At 62.1% G+C, this 17,913-nt stretch carries 16 protein-coding genes; 5 read left to right on the top strand and 11 right to left on the bottom strand.

The features are described from left to right. Window positions 1-271: 271 nt before the first annotated feature. Window positions 272-3,859, top strand: a complete 3,588-nt coding sequence (gene mfd / locus H2170_12110) for a transcription-repair coupling factor (GenBank protein MCS6300820.1) — start codon at window positions 272-274, stop codon at window positions 3,857-3,859. A 124-nt stretch (window positions 3,860-3,983) separates the two neighbouring features. Here mfd and H2170_12115 read toward each other — a convergent pair whose 3' ends face one another. The 8 genes from H2170_12115 to H2170_12150 form a co-directional block, all read right to left on the bottom strand. Beyond that, the gene (locus tag H2170_12115) at window positions 3,984-5,330 is read right to left on the bottom strand and encodes a transposase (protein MCS6300821.1); all 1,347 of its coding nucleotides are present in this window, start codon (window positions 5,328-5,330) and stop codon (window positions 3,984-3,986) included. Window positions 5,331-5,392: 62 nt separating this feature from the next. Next, on the bottom strand, window positions 5,393-5,650 hold the full coding sequence (locus H2170_12120; protein ID MCS6300822.1) for a hypothetical protein: 258 nt from the start codon (window positions 5,648-5,650) through the stop codon (window positions 5,393-5,395). 1,453 nt (window positions 5,651-7,103) lie between these two features. After that, window positions 7,104-7,487, bottom strand: a complete 384-nt coding sequence (gene gcvH, locus H2170_12125) for a glycine cleavage system protein GcvH (protein MCS6300823.1) — start codon at window positions 7,485-7,487, stop codon at window positions 7,104-7,106. A gap of 1 nt (window position 7,488) precedes the next feature. After that, on the bottom strand, window positions 7,489-8,589 hold the full coding sequence (gene gcvT / locus H2170_12130) for a glycine cleavage system aminomethyltransferase GcvT (protein MCS6300824.1): 1,101 nt from the start codon (window positions 8,587-8,589) through the stop codon (window positions 7,489-7,491). 78 nt (window positions 8,590-8,667) lie between these two features. Then, the gene (locus tag H2170_12135; GenBank protein ID MCS6300825.1) at window positions 8,668-9,171 is read right to left on the bottom strand and encodes a PEGA domain-containing protein; all 504 of its coding nucleotides are present in this window, start codon (window positions 9,169-9,171) and stop codon (window positions 8,668-8,670) included. Between the two features lie 97 nt (window positions 9,172-9,268). Further along, complete coding sequence (locus H2170_12140) at window positions 9,269-9,703, bottom strand: hypothetical protein (protein ID MCS6300826.1); 435 nt, start codon at window positions 9,701-9,703, stop codon at window positions 9,269-9,271. Window positions 9,704-9,750: 47 nt separating this feature from the next. Next, entirely contained in the window at window positions 9,751-11,091 is a 1,341-nt protein-coding gene (locus H2170_12145; GenBank protein MCS6300827.1) for an ISAs1 family transposase, read from the bottom strand. Window positions 11,092-11,151: 60 nt separating this feature from the next. Then, entirely contained in the window at window positions 11,152-11,892 is a 741-nt protein-coding gene (locus H2170_12150) for a transposase (protein MCS6300828.1), read from the bottom strand. A 207-nt stretch (window positions 11,893-12,099) separates the two neighbouring features. Between H2170_12150 and H2170_12155 the strand changes: the two genes are divergently transcribed. Both H2170_12155 and H2170_12160 read left to right on the top strand, forming a co-directional pair. Continuing rightward, entirely contained in the window at window positions 12,100-12,345 is a 246-nt protein-coding gene (locus H2170_12155; protein MCS6300829.1) for a hypothetical protein, read from the top strand. Continuing rightward, the gene (locus H2170_12160; protein MCS6300830.1) at window positions 12,342-13,022 is read left to right on the top strand and encodes an SAM-dependent methyltransferase; all 681 of its coding nucleotides are present in this window, start codon (window positions 12,342-12,344) and stop codon (window positions 13,020-13,022) included. Before H2170_12155 ends, H2170_12160 begins: the two co-directional genes overlap by 4 nt. Window positions 13,023-13,102: 80 nt before the next feature. Here H2170_12160 and H2170_12165 read toward each other — a convergent pair whose 3' ends face one another. From H2170_12165 to H2170_12175, 3 genes are read right to left on the bottom strand one after another with little or no spacing between them, the layout of a single operon-like run. Beyond that, complete coding sequence (locus tag H2170_12165) at window positions 13,103-13,804, bottom strand: hypothetical protein (protein MCS6300831.1); 702 nt, start codon at window positions 13,802-13,804, stop codon at window positions 13,103-13,105. 3 nt (window positions 13,805-13,807) lie between these two features. After that, window positions 13,808-14,797, bottom strand: a complete 990-nt coding sequence (locus H2170_12170; GenBank protein ID MCS6300832.1) for a hypothetical protein — start codon at window positions 14,795-14,797, stop codon at window positions 13,808-13,810. Next, window positions 14,794-15,684, bottom strand: coding sequence for an AAA family ATPase (locus H2170_12175; GenBank protein MCS6300833.1), 891 nt, complete (start codon window positions 15,682-15,684; stop codon window positions 14,794-14,796). Before H2170_12175 ends, H2170_12170 begins: the two co-directional genes overlap by 4 nt. A gap of 201 nt (window positions 15,685-15,885) precedes the next feature. Here H2170_12175 and H2170_12180 point away from each other — a divergent pair, with 201 nt between their 5' ends. Both H2170_12180 and H2170_12185 read left to right on the top strand, forming a co-directional pair. Continuing rightward, on the top strand, window positions 15,886-16,278 hold the full coding sequence (locus H2170_12180) for a response regulator (GenBank protein MCS6300834.1): 393 nt from the start codon (window positions 15,886-15,888) through the stop codon (window positions 16,276-16,278). Window positions 16,279-16,816: 538 nt separating this feature from the next. Next, on the top strand, window positions 16,817-17,884 hold the full coding sequence (locus H2170_12185; protein MCS6300835.1) for an IS630 family transposase: 1,068 nt from the start codon (window positions 16,817-16,819) through the stop codon (window positions 17,882-17,884). Window positions 17,885-17,913 lie beyond the last annotated feature (29 nt).

Here is a 17,913-nt window from a genome sequence, read left to right on the forward strand (position 1 = left end):
GCAGAATCGTTCTCATTCTCCTACTCTTAATCGTTCTCTCGCCCTTTGCCCTCCCGCTCTCGCTAACACGGACGACACGGAGGTCGTCCCTCCCACTCCGACTCGTTCTCGTTCTCCTACTCCGACTCGTTCTCGTTCTCCTACTCTTAATCGTTCTCGATTTTGGCGCTGACAGTGCTTCCCACGGCTAATCCAGCCGAAGAGAACGAGTAGGAGTAAGAGAACGAGAACGATTACCAAACCACCCCCCATCTCCCCTCGTCCGTTCCTGATGCCCGTCCCCGCCTCCCTCGCCCGCCTAAAACTCACCGGTGTTTGCCCGCCCGCCCGGGGCGCGGTCATCGCCGAGCTCATGCGCGGCCACCCCGCGCCCGTCTGGCTGGTCGTCGCAGAAAACCTAAAACTGGCCGAGCAACTCGCTGAGGACATCGCGTTTTTTTACCGCTCCGCAGGCGGGAACCCGGCGGCCGTCACTACGCTCCTTTTCCCCGAGTCGATTCCCGACAGCCGTGACATGCGCGAGGCCTTCGCCGCCTCCGCCGACCGCACCACCGTGCTCTCCCGCCTGCGCGCCTCGCGGAGCTGGGAGCTGGGAGCTAGGAGCTTGGAGCTCAGAGCTAAGAGCTTGGAGCTCAGAGCTAAGAGCTTGGAGCTGGGAGCTAAGAGCTTGGAGCTGGGAGCTGGGAGCTCGGAGCTGGGAGCTGGGAGCTCGGAGCTCCCAGCTCAAAGCTCACAGCTCTTAGCTCCCAGCTCACAGCTCATTATCGTCACCACGCCTGCGGCGCTCATCCAGCCGGTGCCGGCCATCGAGGCGTTTGCCAACCGCGAACTCACCCTCACCCGCGGCCAAACCCAGCCGTTCCAAGCCCTGCTCGAAACCCTCCACGGGCTCGACTACGACTCCGAGGCGGTTTGCGAATCGCCCGGCCACTACGCGGTGCGCGGCGGCATTATTGATGTTTACCCCATCACCGCGACCGAGCCCTACCGTCTCGATTTTTTTGGCGACGAAATCGAGGACATCCGTGCCTTCGATCCCGTTACCCAGCGCTCCGGCGAACAGGTCCAGTCGATCACCCTGTCCGCCTCGCCGCGTCTCAAACTCGACGCCTCCAAAACCGGCCTCGCCGACTACCTCTCGCCGCGCACCCAACTGGTCTTCATCGAACCCGCCATCCTCGACGCCGAGTTCGCCGGTTTCGCCGACGAGGGGTTTGACGGACTCACCCCGATTTTAAAGAAATCCGCCGCCGCCTTCGGGTTGGCCGACATCGACGAGGCCTCCGCGCTTTTCGACGGCGAGGAGGTGAGCGAAACCACCTGGGACACCGAGAGCCTCGTCCACCACCGCAGTTACCCCTCCGACGAGCTCGTGGCCCAGGAGCGCCTGTGTGCCGAGGAGGAGGCGCGGCGCAATTTCCTCCAGCAACTCGTCGCCTGGAAAAAGGACGGCTACGGTCTGGCCTTCGTCGTTTCCAAAGAGGGCGAGGAACAGCGCGTGAAGGAGATTCTCGCCGAGGATTCCCGCTTCAAGGGCCTGCAACCGCTCTGGGTGCGCGGCACGCTCAACGAGGGGTTTCGCTGCACCTACCGCGCCGGCGCCGGCCTGCTCTGGTCGACCTTGCCCAAGCGCAAGCTGGGCGAAATCGGCGGACTCGTGCTGGTCACCGAGACCGAGCTGTTCGGCCGCCAGCGCACTCGCCGCGTCAACGGCCCGCAACGCGCCCAAGTGAACCGCGCCCAAGTCGACCAGTTGCTCGACTTCTCCGAGCTGGTCGAAGGCGATTTTGTCGTCCACCTCCAGCACGGCATCGCCCTCTACCGCGGGTTAACCAAACTCGAAATGCGCGACGGCCTGCGCGAGGTCATCTCGTTGGAATTCGACGACGGCGTGACGTTGCACGTGCCCTTGCAGGAATCGCACCTCATCAGCCGCTACGTCGGCCTCGGGAAAACCAAACCGCAACTGGGCAAAGTCGGCTCGGGTCGCTGGGAAAAAACGCGGCAGGCCGCCGAGCGCGCCACCATCGACCTCGCCGCCGATCTGTTGAAAATCCAGGCCCAGCGCGAGGCCCAGCCCGGCCACGCCTGCCTGCCGGACAACGACTGGCAAAAGGAGTTCGAGGGATCGTTCCCGTTCACCGAAACCAAGGATCAGCTCAAAGCCATCGAGGAAACCAAAGCTGATATGGAACGCGCCCGGCCGATGGACCGGCTGATCTGCGGCGACGTGGGTTTTGGCAAAACCGAGGTGGCGATTCGAGCCGCGTTTAAGGCGGTGCAGGACGGGCGGCAGGTCGCGATTTTGGTGCCCACGACGATCCTCGCCCAGCAGCACCTCAACACGTTTCGCGAACGTATGGCGGGTTACCCGATTGCCGTGGAAATGGTCAGCCGCTTCCGCACCAAGGCCGAATCCACGCGTATCCTCGCCGCCACTGCGGTGGGCCAAGTCGACATCCTCATCGGCACGCATCGCATCCTCGGAGCCGACGTCGCGTTTAAAAACCTTGGTCTGGTCATCGTCGACGAGGAGCAGCGCTTCGGCGTGAAGCACAAGGAGCGCCTCAAATCTATGCGCGCCACGGTGGACATCTTGTCGATGTCGGCGACGCCGATTCCGCGCACGCTTTACATGGCGATGACGGGCGCGCGAGACATGAGCGTGATCGAGACCCCGCCGGTCAACCGCCACCCGATTCAAACCATCGTCAAAACCTACGACGACAAACTCGTGGTCGAGGCGGTCCGCCACGAACTGCGGCGCGGAGGCCAGGTGTTTTACCTGCACAATCGGGTGCAGACGATCAACCTGGTCGCCGCGCGCCTCACCGAGCTGATGCCCGACATCACCGTCGGCGTCGGCCACGGCCAGATGGACGAACACGATTTGGAGCGCGTGATGACCGAGTTCGTCGCCGGCAAATACCAGGTCCTCGTCTGCACGACCATCATCGAGACCGGCCTGGATATCCCCAACTGCAATACGATCATAATCGAAGGCGCGGACCGCTTTGGGTTGTCACAACTCTACCAGTTACGCGGACGCGTCGGCCGGTTTAAGCACCAAGCCTACGCCTACCTGCTGCTGCACCGGCACACCCGGCTGGTGGAAATCACCCGCGAGCGGCTCAACGCGCTGCGCACCCACAACCAGCTCGGGGCGGGGTTCCGTATCGCCATGCGCGACTTGGAACTGCGCGGTGCGGGCAACCTGTTGGGGTCGCAGCAGAGCGGCCACATCATCGGCGTGGGCTTCGAGCTGTATTGCCAACTCCTACGCCAGTCGGTCGCGCGCCTGAAGGGCGAGAAAAACGCCTCCGCGATCCGCGCTGCCGTGAAGCTCGACTTCGTGTTCGTGGGCGAATCAGCGCTACCCACAAGCGGACCAGCGTCCGCGTCGGGTCCGTCACCGGCCGCCGCGCGCACCTCGTATCAGGCGATCAAATTCGCCGAGCAGGCCGACGACGGTGCCGTCGAGGTGACCAAGATTCAGGCGCGCATTCCCTCGGTTTACATCGCGGAAACCCGTCTGCGCATCGACTTCTACCGTCGCTTGGCGATGGCGGGAAACGGGAATCAATTAAAGGAAATCGAGAGCGACCTACGCGACCGCTTTGGTCCCTTTGGAGACGAAGTCCGCGCGTTGTTGTTGATCACCGACATTCGCATCCGGGCGGAGTCGAAGCGGATCATCACGGTGGAGACGGAGTCGTCGCGCCTGAAGTGTGCGCGAGGCAGCGGGGTGCGGGATGATTTTGTGATGGTGGGCGCGCGTTTTCCCCGGCTGACCGCGCCCAAGGCGTTGGCGCGGATGAAGGAGATCATCACCTTCCTCAACAACCTGCCCTCACCGTGAGGTCGTAAAAAATGAGCGCAGACTTCCCTGTATGGGCGAACCAAAGTGTCACCTATTAGGTGACACTTTGGTTCCTGGAGTTTGGCCCCAAAAGCAGGTGGATGCGAAGCGGCCGGAGGCCCGGTTACGCAGCGCGGAAGAGTGCTTCAGCCAAGAAGGGTGGCGCTTTTGATGAGTTCGTGGAGGGAGGGTCGGTCGACGTGAAGTCGGAGAAACTCTCTGGGGCGATCTGGTCGGCCCAGCATTCGCTGCGCAGGGTGCGCAAGAGGTCCCCCGTGGAACTGGTCGCAGGCGAGGCGCCCGAAGAGTGCGTGCGCCATTTGGGCGGGCGAAGATGCGGCGGCGGATCAGGGGTTTGCCCCGCAGGATCGCCGAAGAGCAGGGCGGCGATTAACAACAGCGCATAGGCGGCGACGGTGGCGGCGGGTTGGTTGCGGTTGGAGGCGGCGGTGCGCAGTTGTGCCTGGCCGGTGCCGATCAGGGTTTTCTCATCCCGGAAGTTTCCCTCGATGCCCCAACGCCAGAGGTAATACTGGAGTTGGTCACCCACGGGCATATCCGGGTCGGTGCAAACCAAGAAGGCAGGCTGGCGATAGAGCAGCTTCGAGCCTGCGCGCAATCGGTAGCCCACCGGGGCGATCACCATGACTTGCAACGGGAGCGTCGCCCCGGCTTTACGCCACAGCACCGGCCCGAGGGTCTTGATTTTAAAGGTGTGCTTTTTTCCGGCCGCATAAGCCTCGACGCTTTGCCAGGCCACGGTGTCGTCGGTGCGCAGCTCTTCCGGGGTCTGGACCGGCGCGCCATAGACCGGCGGGCGACCGGTGGCCGCGGGTGGTCCAGGCAGGGCGTTGAGCACGGCGTCCCGGCGGATCCGGCCGATATAAACGGTCTTGGCGGGCAGGCCCTTGAGTACGACCGCATTGGTGTAACTGCCATCGCCGGCGACCACCAGTTTGCGCGTGTCTGGCAGCGCCTGGCGAAGCTGCTGGATGCGGGCGAGCGCGACGACATTAAGCCGCTGCTGTTTTTTCTTCTCCGTGTACTGCTGAACCTCGTCGGTAGTGGCTTTTTTACCCGGCTTTGGCGGCGTCGGCGCGTGGGTGAAATCCACCGGAATCATCCGGGCGTGTCCGTCGGAACCAGGCCAGGCCGCAGAGAGTTGCACATAGCGCTGGCCGCGCACCAGGTTGGTTTGGAACGCGGGGCCGAGCGGATCGCGTTTCCAGCCGACGCCGTCGATCTTGACCCCGGTTTTGCGTACCAGGGTGTCATCGATGGCGGCCACCAACGGGGTAAGCGCCGGCAGGTTTACCTCAAGCTCATGGAGGACCGTGCGGAAAAGCCCCGCCGGCTTCACCCGGTCACGCGAATACAACCGGTAGTCGGCCGTCCAGTCCTGCTGGGCACGCCCGCACAGACAAATCAGGTTGGTAAGAGTCCCCCGGCACGGTGAAACCAGTGCCGCCATGAGATGCCCCTGCAGTCTCCGGGCGCACTCGGGGGCGGCGCAAGCCGCAGCACAAGCCCGTTTCATAAGTCGTCCCAGCCGATCGGATAAACCCAACTGGACTTTTTTTTAACGCCTACGTCCACCAGCTCGGGCGTGACCGGCATAACGGGCGCGACCAGACTGCGTGAGAGGACCAAATGATGCGCGTCGGTGACGGTCCACTCGACGGCCTCCGACTTGGCGAACCCCATCGTCTGGGCGATGGAAGCGGGTAATGTCACATACCACTGCTCACTGTTTTTGCGGATGATGCGCTGAACTTTGGTGGTGGTGCTCATGGTCCGACACCATCGTTCATGGCCACGCTTTTTCCCATGGGCCCGACGCCCCATTTATCTCTACGGCCTTCTCCGGGCCAACTAGTCAGAGGCCAAACTCCAGGAACCAAAGTGTCACCTATTAGGTGACACTTTGGTTCTGGAGTGGGATTCCCTCGAAAAAACGGACACGCGCTGAGCGGTTGGTTGGTTAGTTAGGTTCGGTTGGATACGTAGTGTCACCTTATAGGTGACACTTTGGGTCTGGAGTTTGGCCGTTTAAGTAGTACCAAGAACCACACAGGTACGGCGCATCATGTATGGCGATCTGAGCTGATCACTCCGGAGCGTTTCTCAGGCTTCACAGCAGACTCCCTCGCGTCTACAAACTCATCGCAACTCATGCCGATGCTACCTTGCAGTAAGCTTCCAGCTGAGCTGGGAGGAACAACGCGTTTTAGGGCCAAACTCCAGGTCGCGCAGACTGGAAGTCTGCGCCTGGAGTTTGGCCTCTGACTAGTCGAACGCAGATCAGCCGAATCCTTGAGCTCACGCTCAAGGCCACACTCTTCGCGAACACACTCCTTGTGGCCTTGAGCGTGAGCTCAAGGATTCGGCGCACCGCAGCCAGAAAAAACACCTCGTGCTCACGCACGAAGCCACACCGAGCCAAAGCCACCCAGGCAAAGGCACACTCCAGGCCGCACCCGCCCGAACGTAGCCTTGAGCGTGAGCTCAAGGTCTGGAGTTTGGCCGTTTAAGTAGTACCAAGAACCACACAGGTGCGGCGCATCATGTATGGCGATCTGAGCTGATCACTCCGGAGCGTTTCTCAGGCTTCACAGCAGACTCCCTCGCGTCTACAAACTCATCGCAACTCATGCCGATGCTACCTTGCAGTAAGCTTCCAGCTGAGCTGGGAGGAACAACGCGTTTTAGGGCCAAACTCCAGGCGCAGACTGGAAGTCTGCGCCCTGGAGTTTGGCCTCTGACTAGTCGAACGCAGATCAGCCGAATCCTTGAGCTCACGCTCAAGGCCACACTCTTCGCGAACACACTCCTTGTGGCCTTGAGCGTGAGCTCAAGGATTCGGCGCACCGCAGCCAGAAAAAACACCTCGTGCTCACGCACGAAGCCACACCGAGCCAAAGCCACCCAGGCAAAGGCACACTCCAGGCCGCACCCGCCCGAACGTGGCCTTGAGCGTGAGCTCAAGGTCTGGAGTTTGGCCGTTTAACTCGTGCCAAGAACCACACAGGTGCGGCGCATCATGTATGGCGATCTGAGCTGATCACTCCGGAGAGTTTCGCAGGCTTCACAGCAGACTCCCTCGCGTCTACAAACTCATCGCAACTCATGCCGATGCTACCTTGCAGTAAGCTTCCAGCTGAGCTGGGAGGAACAACGCGTTTTAGGGCCAAACTCCAGGCGCAGACTGGAAGTCTGCGCTACTTTTCGAACCCCACCCAATCACTTAACCAATCAGCTTGGTGTAGGCGGCCGCGTCCAACAACGCGTCTGCCTCGGCCGGATTGGCTAGCTTGAGTTTGAGCATCCAGCCGCCTTGGTAGGCGTCCGAATTCACCGTCTCAGGAGCGGAATCCAGCGCCGGATTGATCGCAATGACGGTGCCGGCGACAGGGGAATAGAGGTCGGAGGCGGCTTTGACCGACTCGACCACGCCGTAAACTTGGCCGGCGGTCAGCGTGGCGCCCACCTTGGGCAGCTGCACGTAGGTGATGTCGCCCAGGCTGTTTTGGGCGTAGTCGGTGATACCAACGGTGGCGGTGCCGTCAGCAGCCAGCTGCAACCATTCGTGGGATTTGGCGTAACGGAGATCAGCGGGAACGTTGCTCATGTTAGGATTTTTTTAATTGGACGAAGGGAGGTTTTACCAGCTGCAAGTTGATCAAAGTACCACGGATATCGACCGTGAGCGGAGCGCTGGCAGCGGCGGTGGTCACCAGGGCGGAGCCGATGGCCTCGTTGAGGATGGGCGAAAGGGTGCCGGAGAGCACCTTGCCGACCACGGCACCATCGGCACCCAGCACAGGCGTATCGGCGCGAACGATGCGGCGATCGCCGGTTTTGAAGAACACGACTTTATTGGCGGCACCGTTGGTCTTTTCGGCCAGCAGCGCAGCGCGTCCGATAAAGTCGCAGCCCTTGTCCAGTTTCACCGTCCAGCCGAGGCCGGCGGTGAGCGGGGAAATATCCGCGGTGATCTCGTGCCCGTAGAGCGGATACCCCGCTTCAAGACGAAGGCTGTCACGTGCGCCCAAACCGGTGAACTCAAGCCCGTGGGCGGCGCCGGCCTTGACCACGGCCTCGGCTAGGGCGACAGCGTCGGCGGCGGAGTAGTAGAGCTCAAAACCATCTTCACCGGTATAGCCGGTGCGGCTGATGATGCAGGGGATTCCGGCCACGGTGCCGTCAACGAAGTGGTAGTAGCCGACATTTTGAAGCGGGGTCGCGGTGAGCGATTGCACGATGGCGGCGGCGGTCGGGCCCTGGATCGCGATGAGGGCGTAGTCGGCCGAACGGTTGGTGACGGTGACGGCAAAGGCCTTGGCCTGCTCGAGCAGCCAGGCGACGTCCTTGTCGATGTTACCGGCGTTGATGCACAGGAAGTAGTCGTCGGGACCGCGCATGTAGACGAGCAAGTCGTCGACGACGCCACCGGTCGGGTAACACATCGGCGAATACAGCACTCGGCCGGGGAACAGTTTAGTGACGTCGTTGGTGACGACGTAATTTAAAAACCGCAGGGCGTCGGGGCCCTTGACCTCGACCTCGCCCATGTGGCTGACGTCGAACAGGCCGGCGGAACGGCGTACGGCCTTGTGCTCCTCGAGGATGGAGCGGTACTGGACTGGCATTTCCCAGCCGGCGAAGTCCACCAAGCGGGCACCGTTGGCGGCGTGAAAATCGCGGAGAGGCGTGCGTTTTAGGTCACTCATGAGGCGGGCAACTAGGCCCACCGCCCCGTCATGGGGCAAGTCTCTTCAACGCAGCCTGGCTACTTAAAAAACGAACCCTCAGTTCGCGTAGGATTTCACGATGGCGGCGACCAAAAATTTGTGGTCGGTCGAGGAAATTTCATTGGCCGAGAACAACGCATCGGCCTGCAATACGGCATAGGTCAAGGCGAGGTAGCGATCTTCCTCGGTGCCGGGGGGAAGCGCCGGACGCAGATCGACGACCAGCTCGCCGGGGGTGAGATCGGTCATCGCGCCGAGGTCATAATCGATGCCCCAGCGCAGGAAGCGCTTTGAGTACTCGTTTTCAACCGGCAGCATCACCGTGGGGGCGTTTTCAAAGCCGGGCTTGCGCAGCTCGATGTTGTAGGAGGAGGCGCGCTTCAAGGTGACGCGCAGCGGGGTTTTGCCGACTTCTTCGCCGTTAATCAGAGCCGTGGCGCCCTCCGGATTAGACCGGACCGTGACGGATTGCGTGCGCCCTTTGCTGAAAACCGCGCAACCGGAAGCGGTAATGAGAAAAGAGCCGACCAAAGCGACCTGAATAAGGGATCGAATTTTCATAGGGTAAGAAAGGGGGCGAAGAAGCGCACACCCTATTTTTCGTATTGAGCTGCGGTCAAGGGGAATAACCCCCGCACCGAGGTTCTTCAGCGCCGATTCATAGCGGGAAGTTTACCGAGGTAAGTGCGCGGAGCGCGCGACGGTCATGATTTTCGGACATGTGGGCGATAAAGTCGGAGGTATAAAGGTGGCGTTTTTTAGTTCGTTGACCGCGCCAGTGCATGAACAGGCTGTTGGCCCAGCGGTTGAACATGCCGTGGATGCGCACCGCGTTCGGGCGGCGTAATCGGCAGCGATCATCCTGGCGCGAGGCGTCGAGGCGGGCATGCAAACCGGTCTCGATTCCCCAGTGCGCAATGTTGACCTCCAGCCATTGGGCGGGAGTCAACTCGGCGGCGGGGCGACTGGTGATCAGCGCCACGGTCTCGGTGGGCTTGCCGTGGCGTTTTCGGCAGATTCTCGCGGCTTGCGCCACTAGGGGGAAGCAGGCGCTTTCCGCGCTCAACTCGCGCGCCACCAGGGTGCGCGTCACGGAGTGCTTCTTTTCCTGGGTGGTACGTTGCTCGGCAGCGGGATCTTTTAACGGGTCAAAAAAGGGGCGCCCGGATCGGGCACTTGCGCTGCTACGATTTTCTGCAGGCCGGGCTGATTGCCTTTGACGGTGAACAGGTAGTCGCCGCCATGCTCCAGTACGATCGCCCGCGCGGTGTCGGCCTGGGTATGCAGGGCATCAAGGCTCACGAGTTTATCGACCAAATCGAGTCTCTCACACAGCGCGCGGGCGGCGGGGATCTCGTTACTTTTTTCGGCGACGACCTCGCTGCCGAGATAGAACAGGCCCGGCGAGCTCACTGCGGTTACCACGTTTTGCCCGCCGCTGTGCTTGGGGACTTTGCCGTCGATGACCACGATCTCGGTGGCGGGAGGCGCGCCTCGCACCTGGCGTTGGTGGGCGAGTAAAACCTCCTCGATGCGCGCGGCCTGCACACGGGCGAACAGACGGCTGAAGGTGGGCTGGCTGGGAGCGCCGTATTTGCCGCGGCGGCGGATCACCCCGAGGGCTTGGCGTTGGACCGGGGAGAGCCGGCGGGCGAAAGCGGCCAGGTCACGTTGGCCGCGGGGGGCTCCGGCCAGATAGGCCGCCGCCGTGATCGCCAGCAGCGCGTGCAAGGGATAGGCCCCGATGTAGGCGCGGTATTCAGGCACTTGCCGGAAGGCCTCCGCCAGGCTGATTAAATCGGGGGCCTTCAGGGTACTTCGCACCGGAACTTTCGCCTCCACCGCAGCCAGCGAGGGCTTGATTTGCCCTGCCTGAAGAGCTCTCCGGGCCCGGGGCTCCAGCTCGCGCACGAACAAGCGCTTGGGCTTGGCGTGGTGCTCGTAGTAATCGCGCGACTTACGCGTGTTGCCCTTGGTCTGGCCCAACTCGGTCCACCCGGATGCCTTGTATACACTTCCCGTAAAACGCTCGGGGTCGACGAAGGTTTCCACGACGAGCACGGGGTGCTCGTAACGCGACTGCCAGTCGGCACTGAGCCGGCCGAGCACCCGGCTCAAAACCGCCGAGCCCAAGTTGGACACCGCCGGCTTGGGCAGCAGCAGGAACCGCACGTTGTTGACCACCAGCGCCAATCGGCGTCGGCGCTGTTCGCCACTCCAGCCAATCCACGCCTCCCGGCCGCGCAGGTGCAGCGCCGCCGCCGCAAACACCAGCACCGCCACCCAGGTGCCCTGCGCATCGCTCACCGCGTACAGCAGCCGCTCGCCCACCGGTTTCACCGCGCCCAGATAGTGATGCTCCTCAAGCAGCCCCTGCGCTCGGGCGTTTAACTCGGGGCTGTCTAGCACCTGCACCTGCAAGTGGCGCAGCGAAATCACCTCCCCTTGGGGGTTCGACGGGTTCGTTTCGGCCGGCATCATTCACCCAGCCAAAATGAATTCCTGGGGCTTGTCCCGCTTATTCCGCTCCTTTGTTAGTATTCAGGTGTTTAGCTGTTCAATGAATCGGCGGTGGAGGTTCTTCGACGTTGCCGGTGGGTAACCCCCAATCGATTGGCCACAAAAACCACAAAATGACACAAAATCGAAGCCCTCGATCCATTTAACTAAGTGCCATTCTACCCAGACCCGTTTCTGGCTTTTTTCGCGCACCGGAGCGAGCCCGGCATACTTTTGCAGGGCCTGCGCATTGGGGTAACGCGCCGTCACGTCGCCGAAGGCCACCAACAAACGCGGGGCCAAGGCGGGGCCGGCCCCTGGCAACGCGGCGAACACTTCGGCGTTGGGATGAACGGCGAACACCGAGGCGATGCGCGTGTCGTACGCGGCGATGTGGCGGGCTTCCACCACGAGCAGATCGAGCAGCCGAGCCAGCGCTAAGAGCGATGGCTCGATCACCGCCCGTTCCTCGCTCAAGGCTCGGGCGCGGCCAAGCAGAGCCAGCCGCTCGTCGATACGCTGCTCTGAGCGCACGTTGTGCTTGGTGTAAAACGCACGCAGCCGGTTTGCCCCGGCCTTTTGGACGGCGGCGAGTTCGGGGAAGCGCCGCAGGAAGGCGATAGCGAGCGGGGCGGCCAGATCCTCGCCGGCGAGCGTGAGCGCCTGCGGGTAATAGTGTTTGAGCACCCCGGAGAGCTGGTTGACCAACCGGGTGCGTGCATCCACCGCGCCCCGCCGGTCGGCGACCAAGGCTGCCAGCTCGCGAAGCTCCGCGGAGTCCAACCCCAATGCGCAGAGTTCATCGCGGTGCTAACGCAACAGTTTGAGGATCACCAGGGCGTCGGGAATGTCGTCGTTGGCTCCCGACGGGATGAACGCTTGGCGGAACCGGCCGCTGGTGGCCGAAGTGCTGGCGACACGCGCTTCTGGGCCGCCCTGGCGGGTGCCGCAGGCTTGACGAATGCCCGCAATGCCGAAACCCCTTTGATCATGAGCGCACCGGCACCAGATCCTAGTTTCCTCCAATATAAACAGGCCGAGAAAAAGGCCCTTGAAATCGTGGCTGCAATGAAGCTGGCCAGCGCCAACAAGGTGGACATCGAACTGGCCTTGCTGGTCGCCATCTTCGAGTTGCACAAGGAAACCGTGCCGGCCGCCACCATTGCTTCGGTTATCCAAGGTCACCTCAAACAACTGGTTCCGCATTACGCCCCCAAGGCCCCGGCCAGCCCATGACCCCGAAGAACGGTGCCCCCGCACAGGCGTCGGCCCAGCGGGAGGTCCATTGCGCCGAGGCGATCGGCTGGATGCGCGAGCGAGGCCGGATCGAGGGCGCCTGCGCGGTCACATCGCTGCCCGACGTCTCCGAGGTAAACCTGTCGTTGCCCGCTTGGCGCGCCTGGTTTCTGGGTGCGGTCGGACTGGTCGTGGATGCGGTGCCCGAAACGAGTGCCGCGCTGTTTTTCCAGTCCGATATCAAACGCGATGGCGTGTGGGTGGACAAGGGTTCGATGGTGATCCGCGCCGCCGAGGATGCGGGAGCGCATATCCTGTTTCACAAAATCGTCTGCCGTCGTCCGCCGGGAATGCTCACCTATGGCCGACCTGGTTATACCCACCTGATCGCGGTGTCGCGAGCGATGAAGTGCCCCGATGTGTTGCCACTCCCTGACATTATCACCGACGCCGGCCGGCTGCCCTGGGTTCGTGCAATGGGGGTGCGGGCGGCCGGGCAAGCGGTGCGTTTCGCCCGCGACCAGGTGGGTGCGCAAACGATTTTCGATCCCTTCTGCGGAGTCGGCACGGTGCTGGCGGTGGCCAACGCCCTCGGGCTGAACGCGCTGGGCGTGGAGCTGTCGCGCAAGCGCTGCGAACAGGCGCGCGCTTTAGCGATCAAACCGGACGAGCTCTGAGCCACGCGCACCCCGCCCAATCGCGCAGGCGCTAAGCCTGAGTCAGCCGCACGAAATTGCTGCCGTCGGCGTGGCACGCCCTACTCGTTAAATTCGTCAAACGTGCGCTTGATCGCCGGGGCGCCCGCGACGGACTGGCCACTGGCGCTGGTGCGCTCCCGCAGTTCCTCTTCGCGCTGTTCGAGTTCGGTCTCCTTCTCCTGCTGATCCTGCACTTTTTCAAACAGCCGCGCCTCGCTCTCCTCGATAAATTTTTCCCGCTCCCGCAGAGCCTCGCGAGCCTCCTTGAGCAACTCCTCCTGCCGGTCCAATTCGGCCTTCAGGGCCGTTTGTGCCGCCTTCTCCTCCTCCGACAACCGGCCGCCGGTCGGAGCCACTTTTCGGGATGCCCGCATCAGGGCTTCGTGATGTTGCAAGAGCACCTCGGCCTCCGCCAAATCCCGCTCACGTTCCGCGATTTCCGCCTCGCGCTCGTTCAGCACCTGCTCCCGCTCGTTCAACACCTGCTCTATGGCCTGCAACGCAAGCGCCACCTCACGCTCTGGCCCCGCCTCGCGCCGGTTCGACAGCGTCACATCTCCCTCGGCATCCCCCGGTTTGTACTGCGGCTGCGCCCCCGACTGCTGTCCCGCGGCCTCCGAGACCTTAATGGCCGGAGCGCCGCGCTGGGTTCGCGTCTGCGGCCCACGCCGGGGCAAAGCCAGCGCGGGCCCCTTGGGCCCAAAAATCGGACTGCCAACCGGGCGCACGAAGGACGGACTCGACATGGGTTTTTCGATCATAACTCAGGACCTCCACCAAGTTAAAAGGCGTTTCCAGAAACCCGCCGCCGCGACGCTGGCCTGCGGGGCGATCAGGTCGGCCACCACCGCCTCTACCATCGGGTCGCCGAGCACCGCAACGAGGCGGCGAGGCAGGACTCCGGCGTAAAGCTCGCGCTGCAACCCGGCGTAGTCTTCCGCGCAAAACCCGCGCAGCGCCCCGCCGTGCAACAGGAGCGACTCGCGGGCTTGGCCAAGGCGATCCGCAGTGACCGTGCGGGCCAGTGCGGTTTCGGCAGCGGTCTGCGGATAGCGCACCCGCAACAGAAGCGCCGCTTGAATCGCCGCCGGTTGCGCACGCACTGCTTGCGCCAAGCCTTCGAGGTAATGCACCCCCGTTGCCCCGCGCCGAAACGGCAGGTAGCGGGCGATTTCGGCCTCGTCGATGTTCGACAGTGCGTTGAGTAACGCGCGAAAATCCCCGCCCACAATCACCGCCCCGGCCATGCGCTGCGCAGCCAGCGCCAGTTCGCCCACCGTCTTGATGCGCTCCAACTCGCAGAACATCTGGGTGTCGGCCGAAAGCGCGGTGAGACCCACCGGAAAGCCGGCATCGATCTTCAGTTTTGCCAGATTTTTGACCACGGGATTTTCTTCCGCTGTAAGGGTTGCCGACGGCGCCAGCATGTCGCCAAACGGGGTATCAAACGCGAGGGTTTCCTCCAGAATCGACAACAGCAGATCGGCCACGCTGGGGGGTTGACCACGCAGCGCCAGCGACTCGCGCAGTTCGATCCAGGACAAGTCGAGGTAGGCGGAGGGCAGCTCGCGCGCGCCGGTCAACGGCCAGCCCGGGCCCTCCAGGTTTTGCGCCAGGCTGTTCAACGAGGTATCGGCCAAAATCGACGAGCAAAACGCGCTGCGGATTTCGTCCCACTGCTGGGCGGTGTAGCGGGGGGCTTTAACCGGCGCGGCGGGCTGAGGCGGAACCGAGGAGGCATCGAGGGTGTTCATGGGCGGTGTTGGTCGATTTCTTCGGCGAGGGCATGGTAGTCACTCACGACATTGTCGCGGGTCGGATCGGTGTTTTCCTGACCGATGAGATTCACGGGCAAGCCGAGGGTGACCGCACGGCGCACCACCATGGCGTCGCGAATCTGGGTGGTTAAAATCTTGGCGTCGGGGGCAGCGCGTTTGGCGGTCTTGAATTGGTTAAGGCGCAGCTGCATGCGCATCTTTGGAACCTCGATGTCCACGCCGGTTTTAATCGAGTTAAAGATGATGCCGCGGATCTGGGTCGCCGGTCCCATGGCGGCGGTGCGGAATCCGGCGGAGAGCTGCTGAAAGCGGCCGAGTTTTTCGACGAGCAAAGTGAAGCCGATCAGGCTGAGCGCATCGGGATTGGACGGCACGTAAATCTCGTTGGAGCTGAACACGCCGCACTGGGAGGCGCGCAGCAGGTTGGGCGGGCAGTCGAACAGGACGAAATCATAGTCGCGGGCCACCTCGGCGAGTTGTTCCTGGAAGAGCAGGTAGGCGGGCTTTTTGGGGTCACCGGTGAACTCGTTTTCGAGGTCAACGAGGTTAAACGTCGTGGGCAACAGATCCAGGCCGGGCAACACGGCGTGACCGCTCTTGTCCTGGACCACGTCGCGCACCACCAAATCGCTCAAGCGCACACCGCCTGGCTCAAAAAACGAGTAAACCGAGCCGTGCCCACCGGCGTTGAGTTTGTTCCAGCGATCCAGTCGCATCAGCCAGATGCTCGCGTTGGACTGGGTGTCGAAATCACACAGCAGCACGCGGCGGCCCTTCGCCGCCAAGCAGGCGGCTGTGTTGACGACGAGTGAGGTTTTACCCACGCCACCCTTGTAATTTAAAAAACTTATTTTTCGCGACATCGCTGGTCTGGGGCCACCTACGCAATTGGAATGCCAAGCATGCGCCAATATCGACACGGGGCGAGCATCCCCCAAAGAAAACCAACCTTTTTATTGAATTTTACCAAAAACCGGGAGACCTGGGCGGGGAAACGCCGGAATTTCACCCAGTTGTCACCCGACCGTCACCCTATCGACACCTGAGCCTGTCAGGATGGAGGCATGCGCCCCTTGATTCTCAGTGTCGATGACGAGCAGGATGTGACCGAGCTCGTTGAATTTCACCTCACCCGTGCGGGGTGCGATGTCGTGACGGCGGCCAATGGTCGCGATGCTCTGCAGGCGGTCGCCCGCCGCCGCCCCGATCTGATCCTGCTCGACCTGATGCTGCCCGACATCGACGGCTTTGGGGTGTGCGAGATCCTGCGCCGCGACCCCGCCACGGCGACTATACCGATTCTGCTACTCACGGCCTGGGCGACCGCCGACGCGCGTAAATTCGGCCTGGAGCTGGGTGCGCTCGACTACCTCACCAAGCCATTCAGCCCGAAGGAATTAACGCTGCGCGTCCAGTGGATCCTCAGCCTGCGCGGAGAGCTGAAATCGAGCGCTTAAACGGCGCGGGGGCTGCGCCGGCCGCACAGCCAAGTAGCGCAGACTTCCAGTCTGCCTGGAGTTTGGCCCCAAAACGAGTTGAGATCCGTCCCCCCAGCTAAGGTAGAAGCGTACCGCATGTAGCAACGGCATGGGTTTCGATGCGTTCGTTGACGTGCGGGTGGCAGTTGCGAAGTCTGCGAAACTCTCCGGAGTGATCAGCTCAGATCGCCATACATGATGCGCAGCACCTGTGTGGTTCTTGGCACGAGTTAAACGGCCAAACTCCAGACCTTGAGCTCACGCTCAAGGCCACGTTCGGGCGGGTGCGGCCTGGAGTGTGCCTTTGCCTGGGTGGCTTTGGCTCGGTGTGGCTTCGTGCGTGAGCACGAGGTGTTTTTTCTGGCTGCGGTGCGCCGAATCCTTGAGCTCACGCTCAAGGCCACAAGGAGTGTGTTCGCGAAGAGTGTGGCCTTGAACGTGAGCTCAAGGATTCGGCTGATCTGCGTTCAACTAGTGCTTACTTGCAATAATAAGTGATATTGTATCCGCTTTGTAGATGGGACGAAAAGCCGTGCGAATCACTTGTAGCGAGGGGGATCAGCAATCCCTAGAAAAACGGGCAACCAGCCGGATTGAGTCGAGGCAGCGAGTTGAGCGCGCCCGGATGATCCTTGGGTGCGTGAGTGGCGAGCAGGTGCAAGAGGTGGCGCGCCGCTGCAACACCAGGCCGAACACCGTAATAAAGTGGAGGGATCGCTTTGTGCTGCTTGGCATGAAGGGGCTGGATGATGCGGCACGGCCGGGCGCGAAGCGCACCTACGGTGAGGACTTTCGAGATCGGGTGCTGGCTTTATTGGAAGGGCCACCCCCTCCGGGGCAGGCGCGCTGGGATGGTCCAGCGGTGGCCCGTGTGCTCGGCGGCTCGGTGCACGCGGTCTGGCGAGTGCTGCGCAAGGAGGGCATTTGCCTGCAGCGCCAGCGCTCGTGGTGCGTGAGCACTGACAAGCAGTTCGCAGCCAAGGCAGCCGATATCGTCGGGCTCTACCTGAGCCCACCGGAAAAGGCATTGGTGATAAGTGTGGATGAAAAGCCTGGCATCCAAGCCCTAGAGCGCGCCACCGGTTACGTGGAGACCGACAATGGTAAAATCGTCCAGGGACTCAAAAGCACCTACAAGCGCCACGGTACACTCAACTTGTTCGCTGCCCTTGATGTGGCCACGGGCTTGATCAAGACGCAGAAAACCACCCTTAAGCGCCGGGAGGAGTTCCTGCTGTTCATGGACCAAGTGGTGGCGGATCACCCGCCCGAGAGAGAACTCCACGTGATTTTGGATAATTATTGCACCCACAAAAAGTGCGACGCTTGGCTCGCTCGGCACCCCAATGTCCACTTCCACTTTACCCCAACCTCGGCGAGTTGGCTCAATCAAGTTGAAATCTGGTTCGGCATACTAACAAGGAAGGCGCTACGGGGCGCGAACTTCAGAAGCGTCGCCGAACTTAGTCAGGCCATTGACGCTTTCGTCGCCGCCTACCTGCCCAATGCCAAGCCGTTCAAGTGGCGCAAGCGCGAGGTCAAGGGAAGCCAACTCAGAAATACTATCATTAATCTACGCAATTAAGCACTAGTCAGAGGCCAAACTCCAGGCAG

It is taken from the genome of Opitutus sp. (assembly GCA_024998815.1).
Classification (GTDB): Bacteria; Verrucomicrobiota; Verrucomicrobiia; order Opitutales; family Opitutaceae; genus Rariglobus.